Consider the following 21,750-nt stretch of genomic DNA (forward strand, 5'->3'; position numbering starts at 1 on the left):
GCATCACGACGTCGGCGAACGCGCGCGCGGGCGGGCGGGCGCAAGGTTGGCTGAAGATCTCGGCATCCCACCTCAATATTTCTGCGAACGCATGAAGATCCGCCCTGCCGATACGGATGCGGGACCGCGGCGCCCTAGTGTCGGTAACGAGCGGCCGAGACGGTCTGCCGGGTCAGTTTCAGCGGGGGAAGTGAGTCCGATCGCCATGATCGAGGTGCAGGCAGCCGAGCGCGAGGCTCCGTCCATGCGGCGCAAGAGGCAATGGGGAACCGAGCGTTCCCAGGCGTCCCTGCCGGCCGTCCACGACCGCCCGTCCAACGCGAAGCTGATCTGGGGCCGTGTCGCGATCTGGGTGACGATCGCCGTCTGGGCGCTCTACGTCCTCACCGTCGTCGTCACGCTCCTGATGGCCGGGGCGTTCGACACGGCGTGGCGGGTCATCGAGGCGGTGTCGTATCTTCTGGTCGTCACGTTCCTGACCTTCTCGGCGCTGATGTATCTGGTCGCCCGCCAGGGCGCCTACCAGCGGTTCCGCGAGCACCGGCGCGCGCCGCGCGCCGAGCTGGACCGGCATTTCTCCAGCCCGCACGAGACGCTGACCGTACTGGTGCCGTCCTATGCCGAAGAGCCCGCGATCGTCCGCAAGACGCTCTGGTCCGCGGCCCTGCAGGAGTACCCCTCGCTGCGTGTCGTGCTGCTGGTCGACGACAACCCCAACCCGAGCGACCCCGCCGACCTCGACCGGCTGAACGAGACCCGCGGGATCGCAGCGGAGATCATGGCGGCGATGGACGCGCCGGCGGAGCGATTCAGCCTCGCCCTGATCGCCTGCGAACACGAGTCGCTGCTCGCCGAGGGTCTGACCGAGCACTCGATGGTGCGCCTGTTCGAGGAGTACCTGTGGGCGGTGGAGTGGCTTCGCGAGATGGCCGCCGCGCAGCCGCGCGAAGACCACGTCGACGACTTCTTCGTCGAGCAGGTGCTGCTCGGCCTGGCCGATGACCTGGAGACGACCGCGACCGCGGTGGGCGCGGCGATCGACGCGTCCGAGATGATCCCGCCCGCCCGCGTGCACGAGCTGTTCCGCCGGTTGGTCTGGATCTTCACCGTCGAGGTCGCCTGGTTCGAGCGCAAGCGATACGTGTCGCTGTCGCACGAGGCGAACAAGGCGATGAACCTGAACTCCTACATCGGCCTTCTCGGCGGGCGCTTCCACGAGGAGCAGACGCCGGACGGGCTGCTGCTGCGCCCCGTCACCGGTGCCCAGCCGGCGGATCTGGACGTGCCGTACTCGGAGTTCGTCCTGACCCTGGATGCCGACTCGGTGCTGCTGCGCGACTACTGCCTGCGCCTCGTGCACTTCCTCGAGCAGCCGCAGAACGCCCGCGTGGCCGTGACGCAGACCCCGTACTCGTCGTTCCGCGAGGCGCCGACGCGCATCGAGCGGCTCGCGGGCGCCACCACCGACGTGCAGCACATCCTGCATCAGGGCATGACCGCGCACAACGCGACCTTCTGGGTCGGCGCGAACGCGGTCATCCGCATGGAAGCGCTCGATGACATCCTCGAGATCGACATGGTCGACGGGTTCGAGGTCCGCCGATACGTGCAGGACCGCACCGTCATCGAGGACACCGAGTCCAGTGTCGATCTCGGTGAGCACGGCTGGACTCTGATCAACTACCCCGAGCGGCTCAGCTACAGCGCCACGCCCCCCGACTTCGGCTCGCTCGTCGTGCAGCGGCGCCGGTGGGCGAACGGCGGCCTGCTCATCCTCCCCAAGCTGTGGAAGCAGATGCGCGAGCGCCGCCAGATGCTCAAGCCGCTGGCGCTGGGCGAGGTCATGCTGCGCGTCAACTACATGGCCTCGATCGCCTGGGCCAGCTTCGGGCTGCTCTTCCTGCTCGCCTATCCGTACGACAGCCGGCTCGTGAGCCCGCTGGTGCTGGTGGGTGCGCTGCCGTATTTCCTCGCGATGGCCAGCGACCTGCACTACACCGGTTACAAGCGCACCGACGTGCTGCGCATCTACGGGTTCAACCTGATCATGCTGCCGGTCAACCTGGCCGGCGTCTTCAAGTCGATCCAGCAGGGCCTGACGGGTATGAAGATCCCGTTCGCGCGCACGCCGAAGGTGAAGGAGCGCACCGCGACGCAGCTGCTGTACGTCGTCGCGCCCTACGTGATCGTCGGCTTCTCGGTCCTGGTCGCGTGGCGCAGCTTCCTCGACGGCGCGTGGGGGACGCTGGCGTTCTCGACGATCAACGCGGTGCTGGCCTCCTGGGCGATCCTGGCGTACATCGGCATACGGAACTCGATCGTGGACGTCTGGATCGGGATCACCGATTGGATGTGGATCGACGCCGACCGCAGTCGCGCGGACGCCTCCGGCGACGACGACGCGGTCCTGGACTGGCGCACCGCACTGCACGAAGGACACGCGGCGCCGGGCGCGACGCCGCCCGGTCGCGAATCAACCACGCCGAAGAAGACGAAGGTACGGGTATGACGCGGTCAACAGGTCGTCACGCGGGTCAGAGACTGTCGCCGTGGCGCGTCAGCGCAGCGGTGATCGCGGTGCTGGCCGTCGTGGGCGCCGGCATCGCCGTCCCGATGTTCGCCAACGGACAGGCCAGCGCGGAATCGACGGTGAAGGCCGCGCCGCGCTGGTTCGGCGGCTACTTCGACGTGACGGCGGCACCGGTCTCCGAGATGCCCACGTCGGCATCCGGTGCGCCCTCGAACGTGGTGCTCGCCTTCATCGTGGCCGAGGCCGAGGACTCGTGCGTGCCGTCGTGGGGCACCTACTACGGGCTGGAAGAGGCCGCCACGGCCCTGGATCTGGACCGTCGCGTCGCGCGCATGCGCCAGAAGGACGCCGAGGTGGCGGTGTCCTTCGGGGGCGCCTTGAACACCGAGCTCGCCGGCGCGTGTCGCACCGTCGACGACCTGGCCGACGCCTACGAGGCGGTCATCGACCGCTACGACATCGAGATGATCGATCTGGACGTGGAGGGCGAGAACCTGGCCGACACGGTGGCCGGCGTCCGGCGTGCCGAGGCCGTGGCCCAGCTGCAGGAGAAGCGCCGCAAGAAGGGCGAGGATCTCATCGTCTGGCTCACGCTGCCCGTCGCCACGCACGGCCTCACCGACGCCGGGCTGGCATCGGTGGACCAGATGCTCACGGCGGGTGTCGAGCTCGGCGGGGTCAACGTCATGACCATGGACTACGGCATCGATCTGGAGGGAGCCTCGATGGCGGATGCCGCGATCTCGGCTCTGAAGGCCACCCACACGCAGCTCAGCGCGCTCTATCGCCGGCATGAGATCAGCCTGCCCCGCGCGGGTGCGTGGTCGGTGCTGGGGGCCACGCCCATGATCGGACAGAACGATGTCGCGGGGGAGGTCTTCACGCTCGACGACGCGGAGGAGCTGAACGACTTCGCCGCCGAGAACTCCCTCGACCGCATGTCGATGTGGTCGGTGAACCGCGACCGCACCTGTGGCGCGAACTACCCGAACACCGAGATCGTCTCGGATTCGTGCAGCGGTGTGGATCAAGGCGACCGCACCTTCGCCGCGCTGCTGTCGGCCGGGTTCGACGGGCGTCCGACATCCACCCCGGCTCAGACGCAGCGGCCGGCCCCGGTCGTCAAGGACGATCCGGACACCAGCCCGTACCCGGTCTGGTCCAAGAACCTCGCCTACTCCACCGCCGTGCGCGTCGTGTGGCACGGCAACGTCTACGCCGCGAAGTGGTGGACCAGGGGCGGTGCCGAACCGGATGATCCCACCTTGGACGGCACTGCGACCGCGTGGACGCTGGTGGGCCCGGTGCTGCGCGACGACGAGCCGTTCTCGCTGCCCACCGCCGCACCGGGCACGTACCCGGAGTGGTCCGCGACGGGGATCTACGTCGCCGGGGACCGCGTGCTCTACAAGGGCACGGCGTTCGTCGCGAAGTGGTGGACGCAGGGCGAGGACCCGTCGCTGGGGATCACCGACCACGACCGCTCCCCCTGGGAGCTGGTGGAGGCCGAGGCCGAGACCGAGGTGATTCCGTGACCGGGCCGGGGAGGGCCGATTACGGCGTCAGCCGGTACCCGACGCCGCGCACCGTCTCGATGTAGCGAGGGTCGGCGGCGTTGTCGCCGAGCTTGCGGCGGAGATTGGCCATGTGCGCTTCGACCGCCCGCTTGTCCGCTTCTCCGACGTAGTAGGACGTGGCAGCCTCTTCGCCGCGCAGCACGAGGGTCAGATCGGACTTGCTGCGCACCCGCCGCTTCGATTCGATCAGGGTGACGAGCAGATCGAACTCCGTCCGGGTCAGCTCGACCTCGGCGTCGGCGATGAGCGCGGTGCGGGTGGCGGCGTTCAGTCGGAGGTCGCGGTGGGCGACCCAGAGGTCGGCCTCGCCCGGGAACGAGCTCGTGGCGGGGGACTGCGACAACGGCTCGGGCGTGACCGACTGCGGCGGGTTCAGGTGCGCGTCGGGTGCCGGTGGGCGCAGCGCGGCGCTCTCGATCCGGGGCCGGCGCAGGGCGGCCTCGATCCGCGCGCGCAGTTCGCGCGGCCGGAATGGCTTCACGACGTACTCGTCGGCGCCGGCGCCCAGGCCCAGGACGATGTCGGTCTCTTCGCCCAGGCCGGAGAGCATGATGATGAAGGTGGTGCTGATGCTGCGGATGCGGCGCGCCGTCTCCAGGCCGTCGATTCCGTTCATGTTGATATCGAGCGTCGTCACCGAGGGGTCATGCGTTCGCACCGCCTCGACGCCGTCGATGCCGTTGTCCACGGCGATGGTGCGCAGTCCGGCCGATTCGAAGACCTCGACGACCAGCTCGCGGATCTCGGGATCGTCCTCGATGATGACCGCGGTCTGTTGGCGCTCTTCAGTCACAGTGTTCTCGCTTCGAACGGGTCAGTGAGGTGGGCGGGGTCGGCGAGCGGCGCAGGCAACCTGAAAAAGGGGCACCCGCAGCTCGCGAGACGCAGCGACGATGCCCTTCTCGGTAGTCTAGGCATCCCCGCACCGGGCGGCAACGTCTCCGCCCTGCGCCTGCACACGCGGCGTGGAGATCAGCTCGAGGACCGGCGCCCCCGGCTCGGCCGAGCGCACCGTCGCGGTGGCGGTCGCGGTCTGTCCCGGAGCCAGGTCGACGGCGAACCTCAGCACCCGGCGGCCGTCGTGGAACCCGCCGCCGAACCCGCCGTCGCCGGTGATGGTCGACTCGATCAGGTCGAAACCGGTGGGCAGGTACAGGTAGCCGATGGTCCGGGCGATGCCGGGGGGGACCCCGAACCCACCCCCACCGGTGATGTACGCGGGCAGGGAGGTGGCGGCATCCGCGGGCGCGTTGTTGGTGACGGTGACAGACAGGGTGGCCTCGCCGGTGGCGAGATCACCGCCGCCGATGGTGCACGAGTCCCAGGCCAGCTGCGTGTCGGCCGTGACGTAGTAGTCCATCTTCGAGCCGGTGCCGTCGTTGAGGAACATGCCGAAGCGGCTGGCCTCGCGGTCGGTGGTGGGCAGGCCGCCGGCGAGGGTGGTGTCGCCGATCAGTCGCTGCTCCTCCTCGTGCGCGCTCCACAGCAGCAGCCGCCGCTCGTCGCCGGCCTGCGCCAGCGCACCGACGAGCGCCGCCGGGTCGGCACTGCCCTGCGCGAGCGCGTCGAAGACGCTCGCCGCGGCGGCCGCGAAGAACGCGTCCTGGTCGGCGGGGCGCGGGTAGCGCTGGTAGACCTCGTTCAGCAGCAGCGGCACCGCGTTGTCCGTGGTGAGCACATCGCCGGTGGGCAGTGTCACCGGCCCGGTGGCGGTCAGCAGGTAGGACAGCGCGACCGGGTCGAGCGAGATCACCCCGTCGACCTGAGTGCCGAACTCGCGCGCCCACATCTCGCGCGCAAGCTGCGCGGTGATCGAGAACTCCGGCACCTGGGTGACGTTCTGGATGAACCGTCCGGGCAGCGCGCCGTAGATCGCGGTCACCTCATCGCCCAGGGGCAGGACGGTTTCGGGGTAGCGGGGGAAGTCGCCGGATGAGCCTTGCGCGGCCAGACTCATGGCACCGCCGTCGGTGTGCACCATCGCCATCGCCCCGACGATTCCGCCGAGCGAGCGCCATTCCGCGTTGTTCTGGAACACCACGAGGTAGTTGCGCGCTCCGTCCGCGCCCAGCATCGGCGGCAGGAGGGTCGCTGCGCGGGTGACCGCGTCGGTGGCGACACGGGTCCGGGCGAACAGATCCGCGACCTCGTCGACGGCCTCGCGCAGCGGTGCGACGAGCGGTGTGCGGTCGATCTCCTCGACGGATGCCGCGGCGCGCGTGAGCCCGTCGTTCGCCGTCTGCGCGGCGTCCTGGATCGCCACGAAACTGGACAGGTCCACGGCGCCGCCGGCGGGGCGGAGCGCGTCGACCGAGAACGTGCCGGCGACCTCGGTGAGGGGGGTCAGGGCGTTCTGGGCGACGTCGTCGACGGATGCCGCAACAGTCGAGACCGCGCGCAGCTGCGGTCCGAGCCACGGCAGCCCTTCGGCGATCCGCCACACCGGGTCGGAGGTGAGCGCATGCGCGGCCGCGGTGTCCTCGGCCAGCACCGGGATCTGCGCGGCGGCGGCGGTGGGGTCACCGGCCTGCGCGGTGATCGCGCGGGCGGTGCCCTGCGCGTCGGTGAGGTGGCCGTATGCCAGTGCGCCCCGCACGCCGACCCAGCCCATCATGACCACCGCTGCCACCAGCAGCACGCCGAGCGCGATCGGCACCCCCAGGCGAGCGGCGCGCGGGAGGCGGGGTGTGGGGGAGGCGGTCACCCGATACAGCCTAGGCGGCGCTCGCGGCGCGCCCGCGACGGCCGCTAGCCCGGAGCGTCGAGGGCGGCGGCTGCCGGGACGGCTCGCTCGGCGCGATCGCCTCCCGTGGCGACGGCGCGCTGGGCGGCAGTGCTCGCGGCGTGCTGCAAGACCTCGAGGTCGTAGCCGAAGTCGCTCACCGTCGCCCACCCGACGCTCGCGGACAGGTTCACGGCGAGGTCCTGCGCGATGTCCGCGGCATCCCGCGCCTCGAGCAGTCGCCGGATGAGCTGTCGCACGGTCTCGGTCGGGCGTGCGATCAGGACCACCACCCGGTCGTCGGCGAGGGCCGCCACGTCCGCGTCGGCCGGGAAGGATGAGCGCACCCGCTCTTCGAACCACCGCGCGAACTCGCGGAAGGTCGTGGTCCCGGCAGCGGTACGCAGGTCTTCCGCATCGTCCAGACGTGCTTCCACGAGCACCCACTCGCCCTCCCGGGCGCGTTCGGCGCGCTGGAGTCGCTGCGCTGCGATGTCGGAGAATCCCGCGGAAGTGAACCAGACGCCGGTCTGGGAATGGATGCTGTCCTCGCGCGCCAGGAAGAGGAGTGTGACGATGGCGCAGACGAGGTAGACGAGCATGCCGAGCAGGTTGGCCTCGCGCAGGATCGCAAGGTCGCCGAGTCCGGGGGCCACGGTGATCGATGCCAGACGCAGGGCGGCGACCACGAGGTAGACCACCGACATGACCAGGAGTGGCACGGTCACCCCGCGCCCCTTCTCGGGTCGACGCAGGAGCTCGGTGATCGTCAGGGCGGCGAACACGGCAGCCGCCGCGTAGGCGATGCAGAACACGGCCGGGTAGCTCGGCTGCCCGGCGCTGATGCCGAGCGCGAGCGTGGAGCAGACGGCGACCAGAACGCCGGTCCACCACCGGGAGCCGACGCCGCGATCGGCGCGCAGCCCCGCCCAGATGAACGCGGGTGCCGACAGCATCATCCCGAACGCGGCGAGCCCGAGCATTTCGGAGCCCAGCTCGGCGGCGATGACGGTGCCGTAGGCGGTGAGCATCGCCGCGATGAAGGCGGTCGACCACAGCGCCGTGGCTTTGCCCGGGCGCGCCAGGAAGCCCAGTCCGACCATCAGCAGTGTGCACAGGGTCGTCAGCGCGACGTGCGTGATGCCGATCACAGCTCCGCCGCCCTGCCCGGCAGCGGGATGCTGATCGCCACCGTCGTCCCTCGGCCCAGGCCGCTCTGCACGGAGATCGTGCCGCTGTGCGCTTCGACGATCTGCCGGGCGATGCCCATGCCGAGGCCGGTGCCGGGGACGCTGCTGGCCCGGGCGGTCGCCGACCGGTGGTAGGGCTCGAACATGGTGTCCACATCCTCCCGAGACATGCCGACGCCGGTGTCGGCGACTTCGATGCGGACCGCGTCCGCGCTGCGGGAGGTGCGCACCAGTACGGTTCCGGATGCCGGCGTGTATTTGACGGCATTGCCGACGACATTGTCGATCGCCTGCCGCAGGCGGAACGCGTCGCCGACGAGGGGCAGGGGGTTCGTGTCCGGTGCGCTCAGCTCGACCCCGCGCGCGGTCGCTGTGGGCCGGAACGAGGTCACGGAGGCTTCGACCACCGCCGCCGCGTCGAACTCCGCGTGCGCATCTGCGCGTTCCTGGGCGCCGGGCCGCTTCTGCAGCACCGTCGAGGCCAGTCGCAGGACCCGCTCGCTCGCCGCTTCGATCTCGGCGAGGTTGCGTCTGGCGTCGGCCGGAAGGTCGGTGCGCTCCAGCAGCAGGTCGGTGTGGCCGAGCACCGCAGTGATCGGATTGCGCAGCTCGTGCGAGACGGTCAAGGCGAGACTCTCCCGCTCTCGCTTGGCTTCGAGCAGCGCGGTCATGTCGCGCAGCACGAGCAGGGTGCTGGGGCCCTCGTCGTTCGCGCCGGAGAGGGCGCGCGTGCTGACATCCAGCGCACGCCAGCGTCCCTCCACGTCGAACAGCCACACCCGTTCCTCGTCGATCCGCTCCCCGCGCGCCGCACGCGCGAGCGGTCGCGACTCGGCGTCGAGCGGCTCGCCGCGCAGCGTGGTGTATTCGACCGCTCTGCCCGGCCGAGTGAGGTCGTCGGGGTCGAGGCCGTACAACTCGGCGTAGGCGCGGTTGGCGGCGACCATCTCGCCGTGGTCGCTGATCCGGGCGACCGCGATGTCCAGCCCGTCGAGGGTCTCGGTGGCGCGTTGCCGCTGCATCTCCACCCGCTCCAGCGCAAGTCCCAGCCGGGATGCCTGTCGACTCAGCAGGCGGCGGAAGGCCCCGGTCTGCTGCGCGGCGACGTGGAAGGTCATCCCGATGAACGACAGGCACAGCAGCACGATGACCAGGCGCAGAGTGTTGAGCGGGCCTCCGGCGGTGGCCACGCTGTCCAGGATCAGCAGCGCGGTCACTGCCGCCAGTGCGCCGATCAGCCATTTCAGCCGGTAGAAGGTCGCGATCCACGCGATCGGGAACACCCAGAGGTAGCCCAGGCGCAGCTCGGAGTTCAGCGCCAAGAGGCCGATGCCGACGATGTCCATGAACGGGACCAGCACGACCCATCGCGTGCCGATCCGGGTCCACGGCGTGAAGAGCGCGGCGATCGTGGTGGCGACGATCAGCAGCACCCCCGCCCAGTAGGCGGTGTCGGCGAACATGATCGACGGCACCGCCACGACGACGATGGTGACCAGGACGACGCTGGCGGCGAGGGCGACCTGCCACAGCCAGATCGATCTCGTGCGGGCGTCGGAGCGCGGGAGTCCGGGCGCCCGCACGCTCAGCTCGCCTGCTGCGGGGACTCGGCCGTGGTCCGGTTGTCGACACCGGCCAGGCCGCCGGAGCCGGCCTGAGTGCTGCGCGCCCGACGCATGACCGCTTCGATCCGGGCGCGCAGCTCGCGCACCCGGAAGGGTTTGGTGATGTAGTCGTCCGCGCCGGCGGACAGTCCCAGCACCGCGTCCGCTTCGTCGGCGAGCGCCGAGGCGATCATCACGAAGGTGTCGCTGTGATCGCGGATGCGCCGCACGGTCTCGAAGCCGTCGATCCCCGGGAGATTGACATCGACCGTCGTGATCATGGGGTGATGCGTGCGCACGGCGAGCACGCCGTCTTCGCCGTTGTCGACGGCCACGACGGTGAAGCCGGCCGACTCGAGTACTTCGACGAGCAGCGTCTGCACCTGCGGGTCGTCTTCGATGACGACCGCGGTGGCGGGTGTCGCGATCTGGTCAACCACAAGCGTCCTCCGCCAAGTGTTCACTGCCGCGCCCCGGTCCACATGCTGCAGACCGGATGACCCGGAGATCGGCTTGTTCAGCATCATGGCATACAACCGAGGGAGGAGCCGAAGTCAGCGCGCCCCGACGGCGACGCGACCGATCCGAAGCGTCACACCTGCGCGGGCTCGGTGAGGCGGTAGCCGATCCCGCGCACGGTCTCGATGTAGTTGGGCTGCGTGACCGAGTCGCCCAGCTTGCGACGCAGGTTCGTGATGTGCACCTCGATGGCGCGCTTGTCAAGGTCGGTGACGTACTCCGCGCCGTGGTGGTCGCCTCGGGCGACGCGCGCGAGATCCTCCTTCGAGCGCGGCCGGCGCTCGGATTCCAGCAGCGTCTGCAGCAGATCGAACTCGGTGCGCGTCAGCAGGAGTTCGCGGTCTCCGCGGCAGACCACGCGCGTGCTGGTGTCCAGGGACAGATCGCGATGGTTCAGGACGTGCGCGAGCAGTTCTGCCGCGCTGACAGACGACGCGGTCTGCTCGCTGCGATCCACCAGGCGGGGCCGGCGCAGCATCGCCTCCACCCGCGCGCGGAATTCCCGCGGCCGGAAGGGCTTGGTGACGTAGTCGTCCGCGCCGATGCTCAGGCCGAGGACGACGTCGGACTCGTCGGTGCTGGCCGTGACGAGCAGGATGAACGTGTCGCTGAGAGCCCGTACCCGTCGGACCGTCTCGAACCCGTCGATTCCGGGCATGCTGACATCGACGGTGGTGACCTGGGGACGGTGCTCCGCCACGAGTGCGACGCCGTCGCCCCCGTTGTCGGTGCCGATGGCGGCGAAACCCGCGGACTCGAACACCTCGAGCAGGAGCTCCCGGACGATGGGATCGTCCTCGATGACGACGGCCGTCTTCGCGGTCCGCGAGTGCAGCATGCCCGCGGCGTCATCGCCGTGCGGGCTCGACGCGGCGGGCGAAGCGCTCATGGCCGTACCCCTCCGCACCTGGATGGACTTTTCCTCAGCGTCAGCCTACGTCCCGATGAGCGGTTCCGACCCTTTTGCCGACGCGCGGATATGATGCGGCGCCCCGCGGGCGCTGTCCTTCAGCGACCCTCGGCGTCGCGCTGCTCACCCGCGAGCCGGTAGCCGCGCATCGCGAGCGCGCGGCGCACCATCCGCGTGATCCCGTCCTGGATGCTCCAGCGCCCGGCCGCGCCGGCGGCGCGGTAGGCGAGGGTGAGGGCGTGCTCCAGCAGACCGGCCCGGTCGCGGCCGGCGATCCGCCGCTGCACCCAGCCGAGCGGACGGCTGTACCCGGGCGGGATCACGATCATCGGAGTCAGCTGCGCCGGGCGGGTTCCCCACCGTGCCTCCAGGTCGGCGATCGCCGCGCCGCGCAGTGTGCACTCGCGCAGGTAGGACTCCCACCCGCGCTGATGATGGTGCGCCGCCTGTGCATGCTGATCGAAGGATGCCGTCGCCCCGAGTCGCTGCAGGCGCAGGCCGAGATCGAGGTCCTCGTTGTATTCGATGCGCACCGACGGCTTCAGCTCCTCGGCACGCGCGTAGAGACCACGTGGGATGCTCAGGGTGCCGCCCCACAGCGAGCCGAGGATCGTGGCGGAGTCTCCGCTGCGCCACGCGGCGGCCTGCTTCTCGTAGTCCCGCGCGTAGACGAATGTCGGCGCGTCATCGCGTCCGCGACGCGGCGGCACCGCGACCGGCATGTAGCCCATCAGCACGCGGTCGCCGCCGGAGCCGTGGAACTCCCGGTGCCGGGTGACGAAGCCCTCGAGCGGCACCACATCGTCATCGACCGCCAGGACGATCTCGCCGGTGGCGACCCGCAGGCCCGCGATCCGCGCCAGCGCGAGACCGACGTTCTGTGGCAGCTCCGTGACCAGGACCCGTTCGTCTGCTGCGGTCGCGGACAGGTGCTCCACCCACTGCGGGTGCGGTCCGTCCAGCACGACCACGACCTGGTCGGCGCCCTGCTCGAGGTAGGCGCTGACCAGCGCGGGGATCCGCTCCAGGCGCTGATAGGAGGGGATGACGACGGAGATCGTGGGCGCGCCCGGCGGGGCGGTCACGGACGACCGGGGTCGGGCGCGCCGGTCATCAGCTCGAACATCCGCCCCACGGTGGCCTCCACGTCGTGCGCGGCCGGCATGTTGGCACCGATGAACAGCGAGCCGTTGTACATGATGCCGGCGGCGGCGAGCTGGTCGGTGCCGAGGCTGGCGGGGAAGGGGATCAGCGCGCGGACCTCTCCGCCGCAGAAGTACCGCGGGCGCGAGACCCACGGCAGCAGGGTGCTGTATCCGATCGGATAGCCCTCCACCGGTGCTCCGTCCAACGCGCTCTCGCGCGCGGCGACCTGCTCGTTCACCCGCACGATCGTCTCGGTGAGCGGGGCATCCGCATCGCCGGCGACCTCCATGTCGCGCACGTGATTGCGCACGTTCGGCGCATCCGTGGAGTGGTACGAGACCGGGAAGCGGAGCCGGACGATGCGCTGCGGACCGCGCCACGCGCCGATGATCGCGGCGACCTGCAGGTCGCTCAGGCTGCCGCCCAGCTCGCGGGCTCGGCGACCGACGAGACCGGCATCCATCCGGCGATAGGCGGAGTGGATCGGGGGGAGCAGGCGCGCGCGCGCGGCCTCACCGCCTCTGCCGAAGCGCACCGGCAGCAGGACGCGCGCCGCGACGCGCCGCACCCGCCGCAGGAACGGCTTGGACCGGTAGGACCGCCAGGCGGCGGCGGCCGACGGCTGGCGCTGCCACCACTGCCGCAGTGCCAGCAGCGGCAGCTCCCACGCCGTCGCGGCGCGCACTCCCGACCACGGGTCGACGGGGGTAGGCAGGGGCTGGTCGGCGGTCTTCTGGCAGATCGCCGAGAAGGTCTTCATGCCCGAGAGCCCGTCCAGGCTGGCGTGGTGCATGACGGTGCCGAGGGCGACGGTGCCGTCGCTGAGCTCGGTGACGCGCGTGCGCCAGAGCGGGTGCGTCAGCGACATCAGCCCGTCGTACGCGCCGGACAGCCGGCGCAGGTCGGCGGTCGCCGCGTCGGCGGTGTCCTCGGTGAAGAGCACGTGGCGGGCCAGGTCGAAGTCCTCGTCCGGAACCCAGGCCGGCGGCGTGAGCCCGAGCGCGGAGCGCTGCAGCCGGATGCGGAAGTCGGCGTGACTGGCCATGGTGGCGTCGATGTAGGCGAGGATCTTCGCGCGGTCCAGCGTGCCGTCCTCGCGCCGCAGCGGGGCGCCGTCGATGATGAACAGCCCCGGGACGTGCATGTTCTCGAAGGAGATGTGGTTGGAGACGTACCCCTCCTCCCAGATCTGCATGAACTCGGCGTGCACCGCGCGGCGCCGGGTGCTCGTCGGCGGGGTGCCGGGTGCGGCGGTGGGCGTGCGAAGCGCGGTCATCGGGTTCCTAGATGGTCAGTCGTTCGATCGCGGGCGGCGTGCGGTCGGCCAGCACGGCGATGTGCGCTTCGAAGGGCGCAGGGGGGATGCCGGCATCCACCTGGACGGTCAGCGTGCGGAAATCCAGCGCCAGGCCCGCGCCGTCGGCTTTGACGATGGCCTCTTTCGCGGTCCAGACCCGTGCGAGGTAGCTGCGCCGCTCGTCATCGGGCAATCCGGCCGCGTACGCTGCCTCGGCGGGGGTGCACATGCGCCGGAGCAGGCTCGCGGAGGTGAACGCGTTGAAGGGCGCCGCTTCGATGTCGGCGCCCACGCACGCGCCCAGGCACGCGGCCACGAGGATCATGCCGCCGCTGTGGGAGATGCTCACGTCCGCCGCCGGAGCGCCGACCGGTCGCGGTTTGGCCCACTGATGAGCCTGGGCCAGGCCGCGCCAGGGGAACAGCCCGTGGTCGCTGACCAGTTCCTCCGCCCAGGCATGGGCGACGCCCGAGACGGAGGCGCGCCGCACCTGGCCGGCGGATCCCAGGCGCCACACCACATCGGTGTCGCCGATCCGGGTCGTGCCGGAGACGTTCGGCAGGCGCGTGCCGGCGTGCGTCAGGGTGCTCATGCGGGTCTTCTCACGCTGCGGCGACACGAGCGGTGAGCGCGTCGGCGACCTCGCCCAGCGTGCCGAACTCCGCGAAGAAGGTCGGATCGATCGCGATGTCGTACGTGTCCTCGATGTCACCGCAGAGGGTCATCACGTAGATCGAGTCCAGCCCGAGCTCGGCCACGGGCGCCTCGAGGGTGACCTCCGCGGCATCCACCTGGTCGTAGAAGCGGATGCGGTCGATGAGCCACGCGGCCACATCCGACTGCGGTGCCTGGGCGGTCTGGGCGGGAGTGAGGTGTTCTGACATGGGCGTCGGCTCTCCTTGTGTGCGTCGATATCGGTGTGCGTCGATATCGGTGTGCGTCGGTCTCGGGTCAGCGGGTGGGAACGGGGGATCCGGCGCAGTGACGGATCGGGAGCCCGCCGCTTTCCAGGAGCGTGCGCGTGGGCTTGCGGCGCACCTTGCCGGTGGCGGTGCGGGGCAGGCTGCCCACGGTGGTGAGCGTCACCGAGACCGCCGGTACCGAGAAGTGCGAGGTGACCTTCTCGTGGGCCAGGATGCCGAGGCCCTTCAGGGTCTCGCCCGCCTCCGCCATCGTCTCCTCGTCCACTTCGATCACCACGCCGACCCCGGCGCGGGCGCCGTCCAGCTCGAAGGCCGCGGCGATCCCCAGCGACGGCGACAGTGCGGCGACGGCGGCTTCGATGTCCTGGGGGTAGATGTTGCGTCCGCGCAGGATGATGACCTCTTTGAGCCGGCCGGTGACGAACAGCTCGCCGTCCAGAACCGCGGCCAGGTCGCCCGAGCGCAGGTAGTCCCGCTCGTCGCCGGCGAGGCGATGCCCGAAGGTCTCGGCCGTCGCGTCGGGTCGGCGGAAGTATCCGGGCGAGACCGAAGGAGAAGAGATCCACAGCTCGCCGATCGTCCCCTCCGGGGCCGCGCAGAGGGTCTCCGGGTCGACGATGGCCAGATCGGTGCTCGGGATCGCCCGGCCGCAGGAGACGATCTGCACGGTGCGGCCCTCGAGGGCCGGCACCAGGGTGCCGGATTCGAACTGCTCGGCGTCGACCTCGAGGGCGACGAAGGGTTCGCCCGCGGGCTTGACTGAGATCAGCATCGCCTCGGTCATCCCCATCGCGGGGGCGACCGTGGTGGCGGAGAGCCCGGTGGCGGCGAAGCGCTCCAGGAACGCGTTGACCGTGTCGATGCGGACCGGCTCGCTCCCGGACAGCAGCACCTCGAGGCTGGAGAGGTCCAGCTGGGCGATCTGCTCGTCGGTGGCCAGCTGCGTGCACAGGGCGAAGGCGAAGTTGCCGGCGAAGCTGACCGTCGCGCGGTGCGTGCTCATCAGCTGCAGCCAGAGCATCGGACGCTTCTGGAACTGCGCGGTCGCGGTGACCACGGACTGCCCGCCGGTGCTGGCCGGTGTGATCACCTGCAGCAGCAGGCCCATCGCGTGGTGCAGCGGAGACCAGCCCACCGCGGTCGACTCGGAGCCCATGCTCAGCGATTCCGCGCACGCGCGCGCCGTGGCCAGCAGGCTGCCATGCGTGGCGATGACGCCCTTGGGGTCGCCGGTGGAACCGGACGTGAACATCAGGATCGCGGTCGAGTCCGCGGTGACGGCCGGAGCGATCCACGACTGCGGGTCGCCGGTTTCGACGAGCTCCTCGACCGTGAGCACCCGGATGCCGAGCGTGTGGACTTCTTCGCCGAGCAGGTCGACCACGGACTGGTCGGCGACCAGCACGGTGGCGGCCGCGGCCTGCGCGAGGGCGGCGATCCGGGCGGCCAGAGCGGGGCCGGCGACCGGCATGGGTGCGAAGCCGAGCCCGGCGTAGAGGACGCCGTATGCGGCATCCGCCCACAGCAGGCCCGGTTCCAGGGCGATGACGGCGGTGTCGTCCGCTCCGAAACCCTCGGCCGACAGCGCCGCCGCGATGGTGCGAGCCCGTACGTCCAGGTCGCCCCAGCCGCGCACAGCGGAGGACTCCGGCGCGTCGTAGAAGCGGAGTCCGCGGTCGTTGCCGTGCGTGTCGGCGGTGGCCTGCAGGCTCTCGACGAGGGTGGTGGGCTGGGGCATGGGAAGGATATCCGTCTCTCTCAGAGCGTGGGGGTGGCGATCGGCTTGAAGCCGCTCGCATGCAATGTCGCGAGGGCGCCCGATTCGAGTTGTGCGCGGGTCGGCTGACGGCGCACTTTGCCGGTGGGGGTGCGGGGGAGGGTGCCCTCGGCGACCACCGCCACGGCCAGTGAGGGGAGCGAGACGCCGGGGACGAGCCGCTGTCGGACCAGTTCGGCCAGGGAGTCCGCCGTCTCTCCCGCCTCGGCGAGCGCTTCGGCGGACGCCTCGAACGCCAACCCGACCGCGGAGGGGTGACCGGCGAGTTCGAAGACGGCGCCGATGCCGACCGCCGGCGAGAGTGCCCGTGCGGCGGCCTCGATGTCCTGCGGATACAGGTTGCGGCCGCGGATGATGAGCATCTCCTTGAGGCGACCGGTGACGTACAGCTCGCCGTCGACGATCGCGGCCAGGTCGCCGGTGCGCATGTAGGACCGGTCATCGCCGGGCAGGGTGCGTCCGAAGGTCTCTGCGGTCGCGTCCGGGCGGCGGAAGTAGCCGGGCGAGACCATGGGCGAGGACACCCAGATCTCCCCCACGACGCCCTCTGCCACAGGCATCAGGGTGTCGGGATCGACGATGACGACGCTGGTGCGGTCGGTCCAGCGCCCGCAGGAGACCCACTCGACGGACCCTGCGCCCGCGGAGGGCACCAGTCGGCCGGATTCGAGTGCGGCGGCGTCGAAACGTCGGATGGTGAGGGCGTCGGTGACGGACTTTCCGGAGATGAGCATCGCCTCGGTCATGCCCATCAGCGGCGCGATCGCGTCCTCGGTGATCCCGGTGGGGCCGAAGCGCTTCACGAAGGCGCGGACGGTCTCGGGCCGCACCGGCTCGCTCGCGGTGAACAGTGTCTTCAGGCTGCGCAGGTCCAGCTCGGCGATCTGCTCGTCGGTGGCCAGCTGCGTGCACAGGGCGAAGGCGAAGTTGCCCGCGGCGCTGCTGGTGCCGCGGTGCTTGCTGATCAGCTGCAGCCAGAAGATCGGGCGGCGCTGGAACAGTTCCGTCGCGCAGGCGACGGCCTTCGCGCCGTTGATCGCGGGGAACAGCGCCTGCGTGGCCAGCCCCATGATGTGGTGCATGGGCGCCCAGCCGACCAAGGTCGCGTCCCGGTCCAGCCCGAACAGAGGCACGCACGCGCGTGAGGTCTCCACGACGCCGCGGTGGGTGGTGATGACCCCCTTGGGGTCTCCGGTCGAGCCCGAGGTGAACAGCAGGTAGGCGATCGTGTCGCCGTCGATCGGCGGCGGCGTCCACGCGTCCGGGTCGCCCTCGCCGAGGAGTTCCTCGAGCACGAGCACCGGCATCCCGAACAGGGCGATGTCATCACCCAAACGGTCGCGAACGGCCGCGTCGACCAGCAACAGGGATGCTTCGGCCGCTGCCGAGATGCGCGCCAGGGTGGGGACCAGACCGGCGGCGACGGCAGGGCCGGAGACGGGGGCCGGGACGAACGCGAGGCCGGCGTACATCGCGCCGAATGCGGTGTCCGCCACGGTGAGCGCGTCGCTGACGCCGAGGACGACGGTGTCGCCGATCCCGTGCCCGCGCTGCACCAGAGCGTGCCCGAGGCGGCGCGCCCGCTCATCCAGGTCGGCGTAGCCGCGGTAGGAGGTCGTTTCCGGCGTGCTGTAGTACAGGATGCCGTGCTCGTTGCCGAGGTCGCGCGCGCTGATGCGCAGCCCGTCGACGGCGGTGGTGGGGACGGTGTTCATCGGTGTGCTCCTTCGGCGTGCAGATGGTGGGTGCCCGGGTGCGGGTCGTGCGGATCTGGAGCGAAGCCGAACAGGGTGGTCTTGGCGGCGGGGTAGCCGGCGCGCCAGTCTCGTCGCGAACGCCACACCCCGGTCCACATGCCCTCGCGACGGCGCAGCAGTCCGGGCAGCGCTCGCAGGGCGGTCCCGGCCTGCAGGAGCGCGATGCCGACCCGGGCAGCGGCGGGGTGCCACGTGGTGCGCAGCACGGTGGCCTTGCCGGCCATCACCATGCTCATCTTGCGTCCGCTGGAGGCGGTCGACCCGCCGACCGCGTGGATGATCGCCGCGTCCGGGACGATGACGGGGCGCAGTCCCTCGGCGCGCGCGCGGGCCGAGAAATCGGCGTCCTCGCCGTAGAGGAAGAAGCGCTCGTCCATGCCGCCGAGCCGTTCCCAGTTCGCCAGAGAGATCAGCAGCAGGCACCCGGTGATGACGGGCACCTCGCGGACCGTGTCACGCTCCCAGCGTCCCAGCGATTCCGGATCGAACAGCACCGAGCGGCGCAGCAGCGTGCTCAGGCCGGTGGCGAAGCAGGTCAGCGACCACAGCGACATCGCTCCCCAGCAGGAGCTGGGATCGGTCGTGCCGTCGGGCCGCAGCGTGCGGCCGCCGTAGAGGCCGTGCTCGGGATGCGCGGTCGCGAACGCGAGCAGCGCGTCGATGGCGCCGGGCAGGACGACCACGTCGGGGTTCAGCAGCAGCACCCAGGGCGACTGCGCACTGCGGGCGCCGAGGTTGACCCCGGCGGCGAAGCCGAGGTTCGCACCGGCGTCGATCACGGTGATCTCCGGGAACTGCTCGCGCAGCGTCTCGGCGCTGCCGTCCGAAGAGCCGTTGTCCACGAGGATGACCTGCACGCGCGCCTGGGTCGTGGCCAGAAGGGAGCGGACGGACTCGGCGGTGTCGGCGGGCGTGTTGTAGTTCACGATGACCGTGGAGAGGTCGTAGGCGTGGGTCACGTCAGGCACCCGCCGTTTCGGGCGCGATGCCGCCGCGCCAGCCGATGCGTCTGGCCGGGACCCCGCCGACGATCGCTCCGGCCTCCACGTCCTTGGTGACCACGGCGCCGGCCGCGACGACCGCGCCGTCGCCGATGGTCACGCCGGCCAGGACGACGGTGTTCGCGCCCAGCCACACGTCGCGGCCGATGGTGATGTCCGCTTCGATCTTGGGCTGGTCCATGATGAATTCGCCGGGCGCGGTGCCGTAGTTGGATGCGGTGATCGTGACGTGCGGGGCGAGCAGGCATTTCTCGCCGAAGGTGATGCGGCCGGTGGAATTGCCGGCCCAGACGATGCTGTGCTCGCCGATGTGGGTGCCGGCGCCGATCGTGATGCGCTCGCCGTTTCGGAACGACACGTTCGGGGCGAAGCTCACGTTCGCGCCCCGCGTGAGCCGCCGGACCGGCTGGACGTGCGAGTACGAGGCGAAGTGCAGCAGGCGGAACGCCTGCGCGTAGGTGCGGGGGTCCACGAGCGAGCGCACGATCCCCTGAAGCTTGCCGCTCATCCGGTGGCCCGTTCCGTCGTGGCGCCGTCGGAAGCGTCCTGCGCCGCCGGCACGCTCTGTGGTGGTGTGAGGTCCGCGAAGACCCGGCCCTGCAGCGGGATGCGGCGTGCCTCGATCAGTCCGCGCGCGACGGCCCGGAGGTAGCGGCTCTGCCCGCGGCGCGTGCGCGCGCTGCCGAAGCGGCGCACGTACCGGCTGAGGCCGCGGCGCAGCACCAGCCCGGTGAGCGTCGCGCCGGCGGTGCGGTGCGTGCGCAGCCACTTGGCGCACATGGCGCCGATGCCCAGACCGTAGCTGTCGTTCAGGCGCAGGTAGTCCTCGTCTGAACGGGTGTAGACGTGGGTGACGACGGCGTCCGGCACGCGCACGACCTCGAACCCGGCGTGCAGCACACGGCACAACGCGTCCATGTCCTCGGCGCCGCCGAACCGCCGCCCCGCGCCCAGGAGCGGGTCGAAGCCGCCCAGGCCCTGCAGCGTCTCGCGGCGGAAGGCCATCAGCGCGCCGTGTCCGGCATCCAATCCGTCCCGCGTGCGCCGCAGGGTCTGCGGCGGCACGCCCACCGGCGCACGCCCGCCGGCCGTGGCATCGCGCAGGGTGCCGGTCGTGGCGCCGACCGCCGCCGAGGCGAAAGGCGCCAGCAGGGGTGCGAGGAATCCCGGCTCGACGATGCAGTCATCGTCGGTGAAGACGACGCAGTCGCTGAGGCTGGAGGCCAGGGCGAGGTTGCGCGCGATCGACAGCCCTGGGACGTCGGATCTGACGTAGTCGACGTTCGCGCTGCGCGCCACGCGCGAGGTGTCGGGGGAGCGGGAGCCGGAGTCCACCACCAGGATGCGGGTGTCGGTGGGCAGCGCCGCCTGAAGCGCCGTCAGCGCGGCGGTCAGCAGGTCAGGCCGGTCCCGCGTGCACACCGCAACGGTCGCGGTGGCCGGTGCAGCCGGGGCATGCGAAACGTCGCCCCGTGCCTCTGCGCCCGTTTCCAGGCATGCGTCAGTCACCGTCACTTCCCCCTCCCCATTGCCCCGCAGATCGCGATCTCCCAGTAGATCGCCCTGCGGCGGGTGTGCTCGGCCCCCCCAGAATTGCCAATTGCCGTCGCTCATGCAAGTCTGGGGCACGATCCGGGACATGCTGTTCACGTCCGTTCACACGGACGAAACATGTCAATGGAAGTGTTGGGTGGCGGCCCGCCATTGCGTCGCACCGGTGACGGCGCGCGGGGTGCGCTCTGTCCCGAGAAATAGCTGGGGGAGAGTGCTGTATGGAGAAGCCGAAGTATTTGGAGCGCCTGCTGCGGCAGAAGGTTCTGCTGATCGTCGGGTTCGTGGTGGCGATCATCGCCGGACTCCTCGCGGGGTTGACGATTCACGACGGCGCCATCACGACGCGCGTGCAGAAGACCTATACCGCGTCGTCGACCGTGCTGCTGGCCTCGCCGCAGCCGAACTTCTTCCAGGTCGAGATCCCGGGGACCGCGCAGGCGCTGCCGCAGCCGAACGCGGACGGGACCACTCCGACGCAGGAGCTGATCGTCGAGGACGCCACTCCGCTGGACCTGGCCGACTCGGCCATCATCCTGGCGTACATCGCCTCGTCCGACGAGGTCGCCCAGGCGGTGGCGGACCGCGTCGGCGAGTTCGAGGACGGCGATGGGATCACCGCGGCGCGCCGCACGACCCAGCCGGCCGGCGATGAGCGATTCGGCGGACGCCTCTCGCTGCCCCTGATCGACATCGTGGGCACCTCCACCTCGGCCGCCCGCGCGGAGCTCATCGCCAACGAGGCCACCGAGGTCTTCGCCGATCTGATCCGCGCACAGCAGCGCGAGTGGGGCGTCTCCGAGGAGATCCGCCTGACGCTGGACGTGCTCAACGCTCCGGTCGCCGACTCCGGCGAGGGCAGCAACCCGGCCATCCCGGTGATCGTGGTCGCCGTCGGCGTGATGATCTTCTTCATCGCCCTCGCGCTGATCGTCGAGGCCGTCCGCGACCGCCGCCGCCGCCGCGAGGTCGCCGGTGACGACCGGACCGATGGCGAGGACGAGGACGACGCCCCCGACGACCTGGACGAGTCCACCGCCGATGCCCAGACGCGCGACGACGAGGCCGTGCCGGTGATGTCTGGCGCTGCCGGCGCGGACGAGGCCACGGCCGAGGCCGGTGCGTCGGATGCGCCCCAGCCCATGCGCCGCCGGATGCGGACGGAGGGGATCGCCGTCGTCACCGACCCGAACGCTCCCGAGCACGGCACCGACTCCGGATCGCCCCAGCCCACGCACGCGTAGGC

Annotated in this window: 18 protein-coding genes; 3 read left to right on the forward strand and 15 right to left on the reverse strand. The window is 70.8% G+C overall.

Going from position 1 to position 21,750, the window contains the following annotated elements; genetic code table 11:
- Positions 1-190: 190 nt before the first annotated feature.
- Positions 191-2,509 carry a glycosyltransferase family 2 protein gene (locus NQ152_RS07085; protein WP_308209116.1) on the forward strand — a complete coding sequence of 773 codons (2,319 nt, stop codon included), beginning with the start codon at positions 191-193 and terminating at the stop codon, positions 2,507-2,509.
- Entirely contained in the window at positions 2,506-4,065 is a 1,560-nt protein-coding gene (locus NQ152_RS07090; RefSeq protein WP_257523490.1) for a chitinase, read from the forward strand. The genes NQ152_RS07085 and NQ152_RS07090 overlap by 4 nt, the downstream gene beginning before the upstream one ends.
- 19 nt (positions 4,066-4,084) lie before the next feature.
- On the opposite strand, the gene NQ152_RS17250 is transcribed toward NQ152_RS07090, so the two are convergent.
- The 15 genes from NQ152_RS17250 to NQ152_RS07165 all read right to left on the reverse strand — a co-directional run bounded on the left by NQ152_RS17250 (position 4,085) and on the right by NQ152_RS07165 (position 20,468).
- Entirely contained in the window at positions 4,085-4,900 is an 816-nt protein-coding gene (locus NQ152_RS17250) for a response regulator transcription factor (RefSeq protein ID WP_257501524.1), read from the reverse strand.
- A 117-nt stretch (positions 4,901-5,017) separates the two neighbouring features.
- On the reverse strand, positions 5,018-6,811 hold the full coding sequence (locus tag NQ152_RS07100) for a DUF4012 domain-containing protein (RefSeq protein ID WP_257523491.1): 1,794 nt from the start codon (positions 6,809-6,811) through the stop codon (positions 5,018-5,020).
- Positions 6,812-6,855: 44 nt separating this feature from the next.
- Positions 6,856-7,980 (reverse strand): hypothetical protein, encoded by a 1,125-nt coding sequence (locus NQ152_RS07105; protein ID WP_257523492.1) that lies wholly within the window; start codon positions 7,978-7,980, stop codon positions 6,856-6,858.
- Positions 7,977-9,602 carry a PAS domain-containing sensor histidine kinase gene (locus NQ152_RS07110; RefSeq protein WP_257523493.1) on the reverse strand — a complete coding sequence of 542 codons (1,626 nt, stop codon included), beginning with the start codon at positions 9,600-9,602 and terminating at the stop codon, positions 7,977-7,979. Before NQ152_RS07110 ends, NQ152_RS07105 begins: the two co-directional genes overlap by 4 nt.
- A gap of 2 nt (positions 9,603-9,604) precedes the next feature.
- The gene (locus NQ152_RS07115; protein WP_308209117.1) at positions 9,605-10,063 is read right to left on the reverse strand and encodes a response regulator; all 459 of its coding nucleotides are present in this window, start codon (positions 10,061-10,063) and stop codon (positions 9,605-9,607) included.
- A gap of 152 nt (positions 10,064-10,215) precedes the next feature.
- A complete protein-coding gene (locus tag NQ152_RS07120) occupies positions 10,216-11,031 on the reverse strand; it encodes a response regulator transcription factor (RefSeq protein WP_257523494.1) in 816 nt (271 codons plus the stop codon).
- 119 nt (positions 11,032-11,150) lie between these two features.
- A complete protein-coding gene (locus NQ152_RS07125) occupies positions 11,151-12,137 on the reverse strand; it encodes a glycosyltransferase family 2 protein (protein ID WP_257523495.1) in 987 nt (328 codons plus the stop codon).
- Positions 12,134-13,474 carry a wax ester/triacylglycerol synthase family O-acyltransferase gene (locus NQ152_RS07130; protein ID WP_257523496.1) on the reverse strand — a complete coding sequence of 447 codons (1,341 nt, stop codon included), beginning with the start codon at positions 13,472-13,474 and terminating at the stop codon, positions 12,134-12,136. The genes NQ152_RS07125 and NQ152_RS07130 overlap by 4 nt, the downstream gene beginning before the upstream one ends.
- Positions 13,475-13,481: 7 nt before the next feature.
- Positions 13,482-14,087, reverse strand: a complete 606-nt coding sequence (locus NQ152_RS07135) for a 4'-phosphopantetheinyl transferase superfamily protein (protein WP_257523497.1) — start codon at positions 14,085-14,087, stop codon at positions 13,482-13,484.
- Between the two features lie 10 nt (positions 14,088-14,097).
- On the reverse strand, positions 14,098-14,379 hold the full coding sequence (locus tag NQ152_RS07140) for an acyl carrier protein (RefSeq protein ID WP_257501532.1): 282 nt from the start codon (positions 14,377-14,379) through the stop codon (positions 14,098-14,100).
- A 67-nt stretch (positions 14,380-14,446) separates the two neighbouring features.
- Positions 14,447-16,156 carry an AMP-binding protein gene (locus tag NQ152_RS07145; RefSeq protein WP_257523498.1) on the reverse strand — a complete coding sequence of 570 codons (1,710 nt, stop codon included), beginning with the start codon at positions 16,154-16,156 and terminating at the stop codon, positions 14,447-14,449.
- A 20-nt stretch (positions 16,157-16,176) separates the two neighbouring features.
- Positions 16,177-17,910 carry an AMP-binding protein gene (locus NQ152_RS07150; RefSeq protein WP_257523499.1) on the reverse strand — a complete coding sequence of 578 codons (1,734 nt, stop codon included), beginning with the start codon at positions 17,908-17,910 and terminating at the stop codon, positions 16,177-16,179.
- Positions 17,907-18,920 (reverse strand): glycosyltransferase family 2 protein, encoded by a 1,014-nt coding sequence (locus tag NQ152_RS07155; protein ID WP_257523500.1) that lies wholly within the window; start codon positions 18,918-18,920, stop codon positions 17,907-17,909. Before NQ152_RS07155 ends, NQ152_RS07150 begins: the two co-directional genes overlap by 4 nt.
- Positions 18,913-19,461, reverse strand: a complete 549-nt coding sequence (locus NQ152_RS17060) for a DapH/DapD/GlmU-related protein (RefSeq protein ID WP_285178044.1) — start codon at positions 19,459-19,461, stop codon at positions 18,913-18,915. Before NQ152_RS17060 ends, NQ152_RS07155 begins: the two co-directional genes overlap by 8 nt.
- A complete protein-coding gene (locus NQ152_RS07165) occupies positions 19,458-20,468 on the reverse strand; it encodes a glycosyltransferase (RefSeq protein WP_257523501.1) in 1,011 nt (336 codons plus the stop codon). Before NQ152_RS07165 ends, NQ152_RS17060 begins: the two co-directional genes overlap by 4 nt.
- 257 nt (positions 20,469-20,725) lie before the next feature.
- Here NQ152_RS07165 and NQ152_RS07170 point away from each other — a divergent pair, with 257 nt between their 5' ends.
- Complete coding sequence (locus NQ152_RS07170; protein WP_257523502.1) at positions 20,726-21,748, forward strand: hypothetical protein; 1,023 nt, start codon at positions 20,726-20,728, stop codon at positions 21,746-21,748.
- Positions 21,749-21,750 lie beyond the last annotated feature (2 nt).

The organism is Microbacterium sp. zg.B48, assembly GCF_024623505.1.
In the GTDB taxonomy this organism is placed as follows: domain Bacteria; phylum Actinomycetota; class Actinomycetes; order Actinomycetales; family Microbacteriaceae; genus Microbacterium.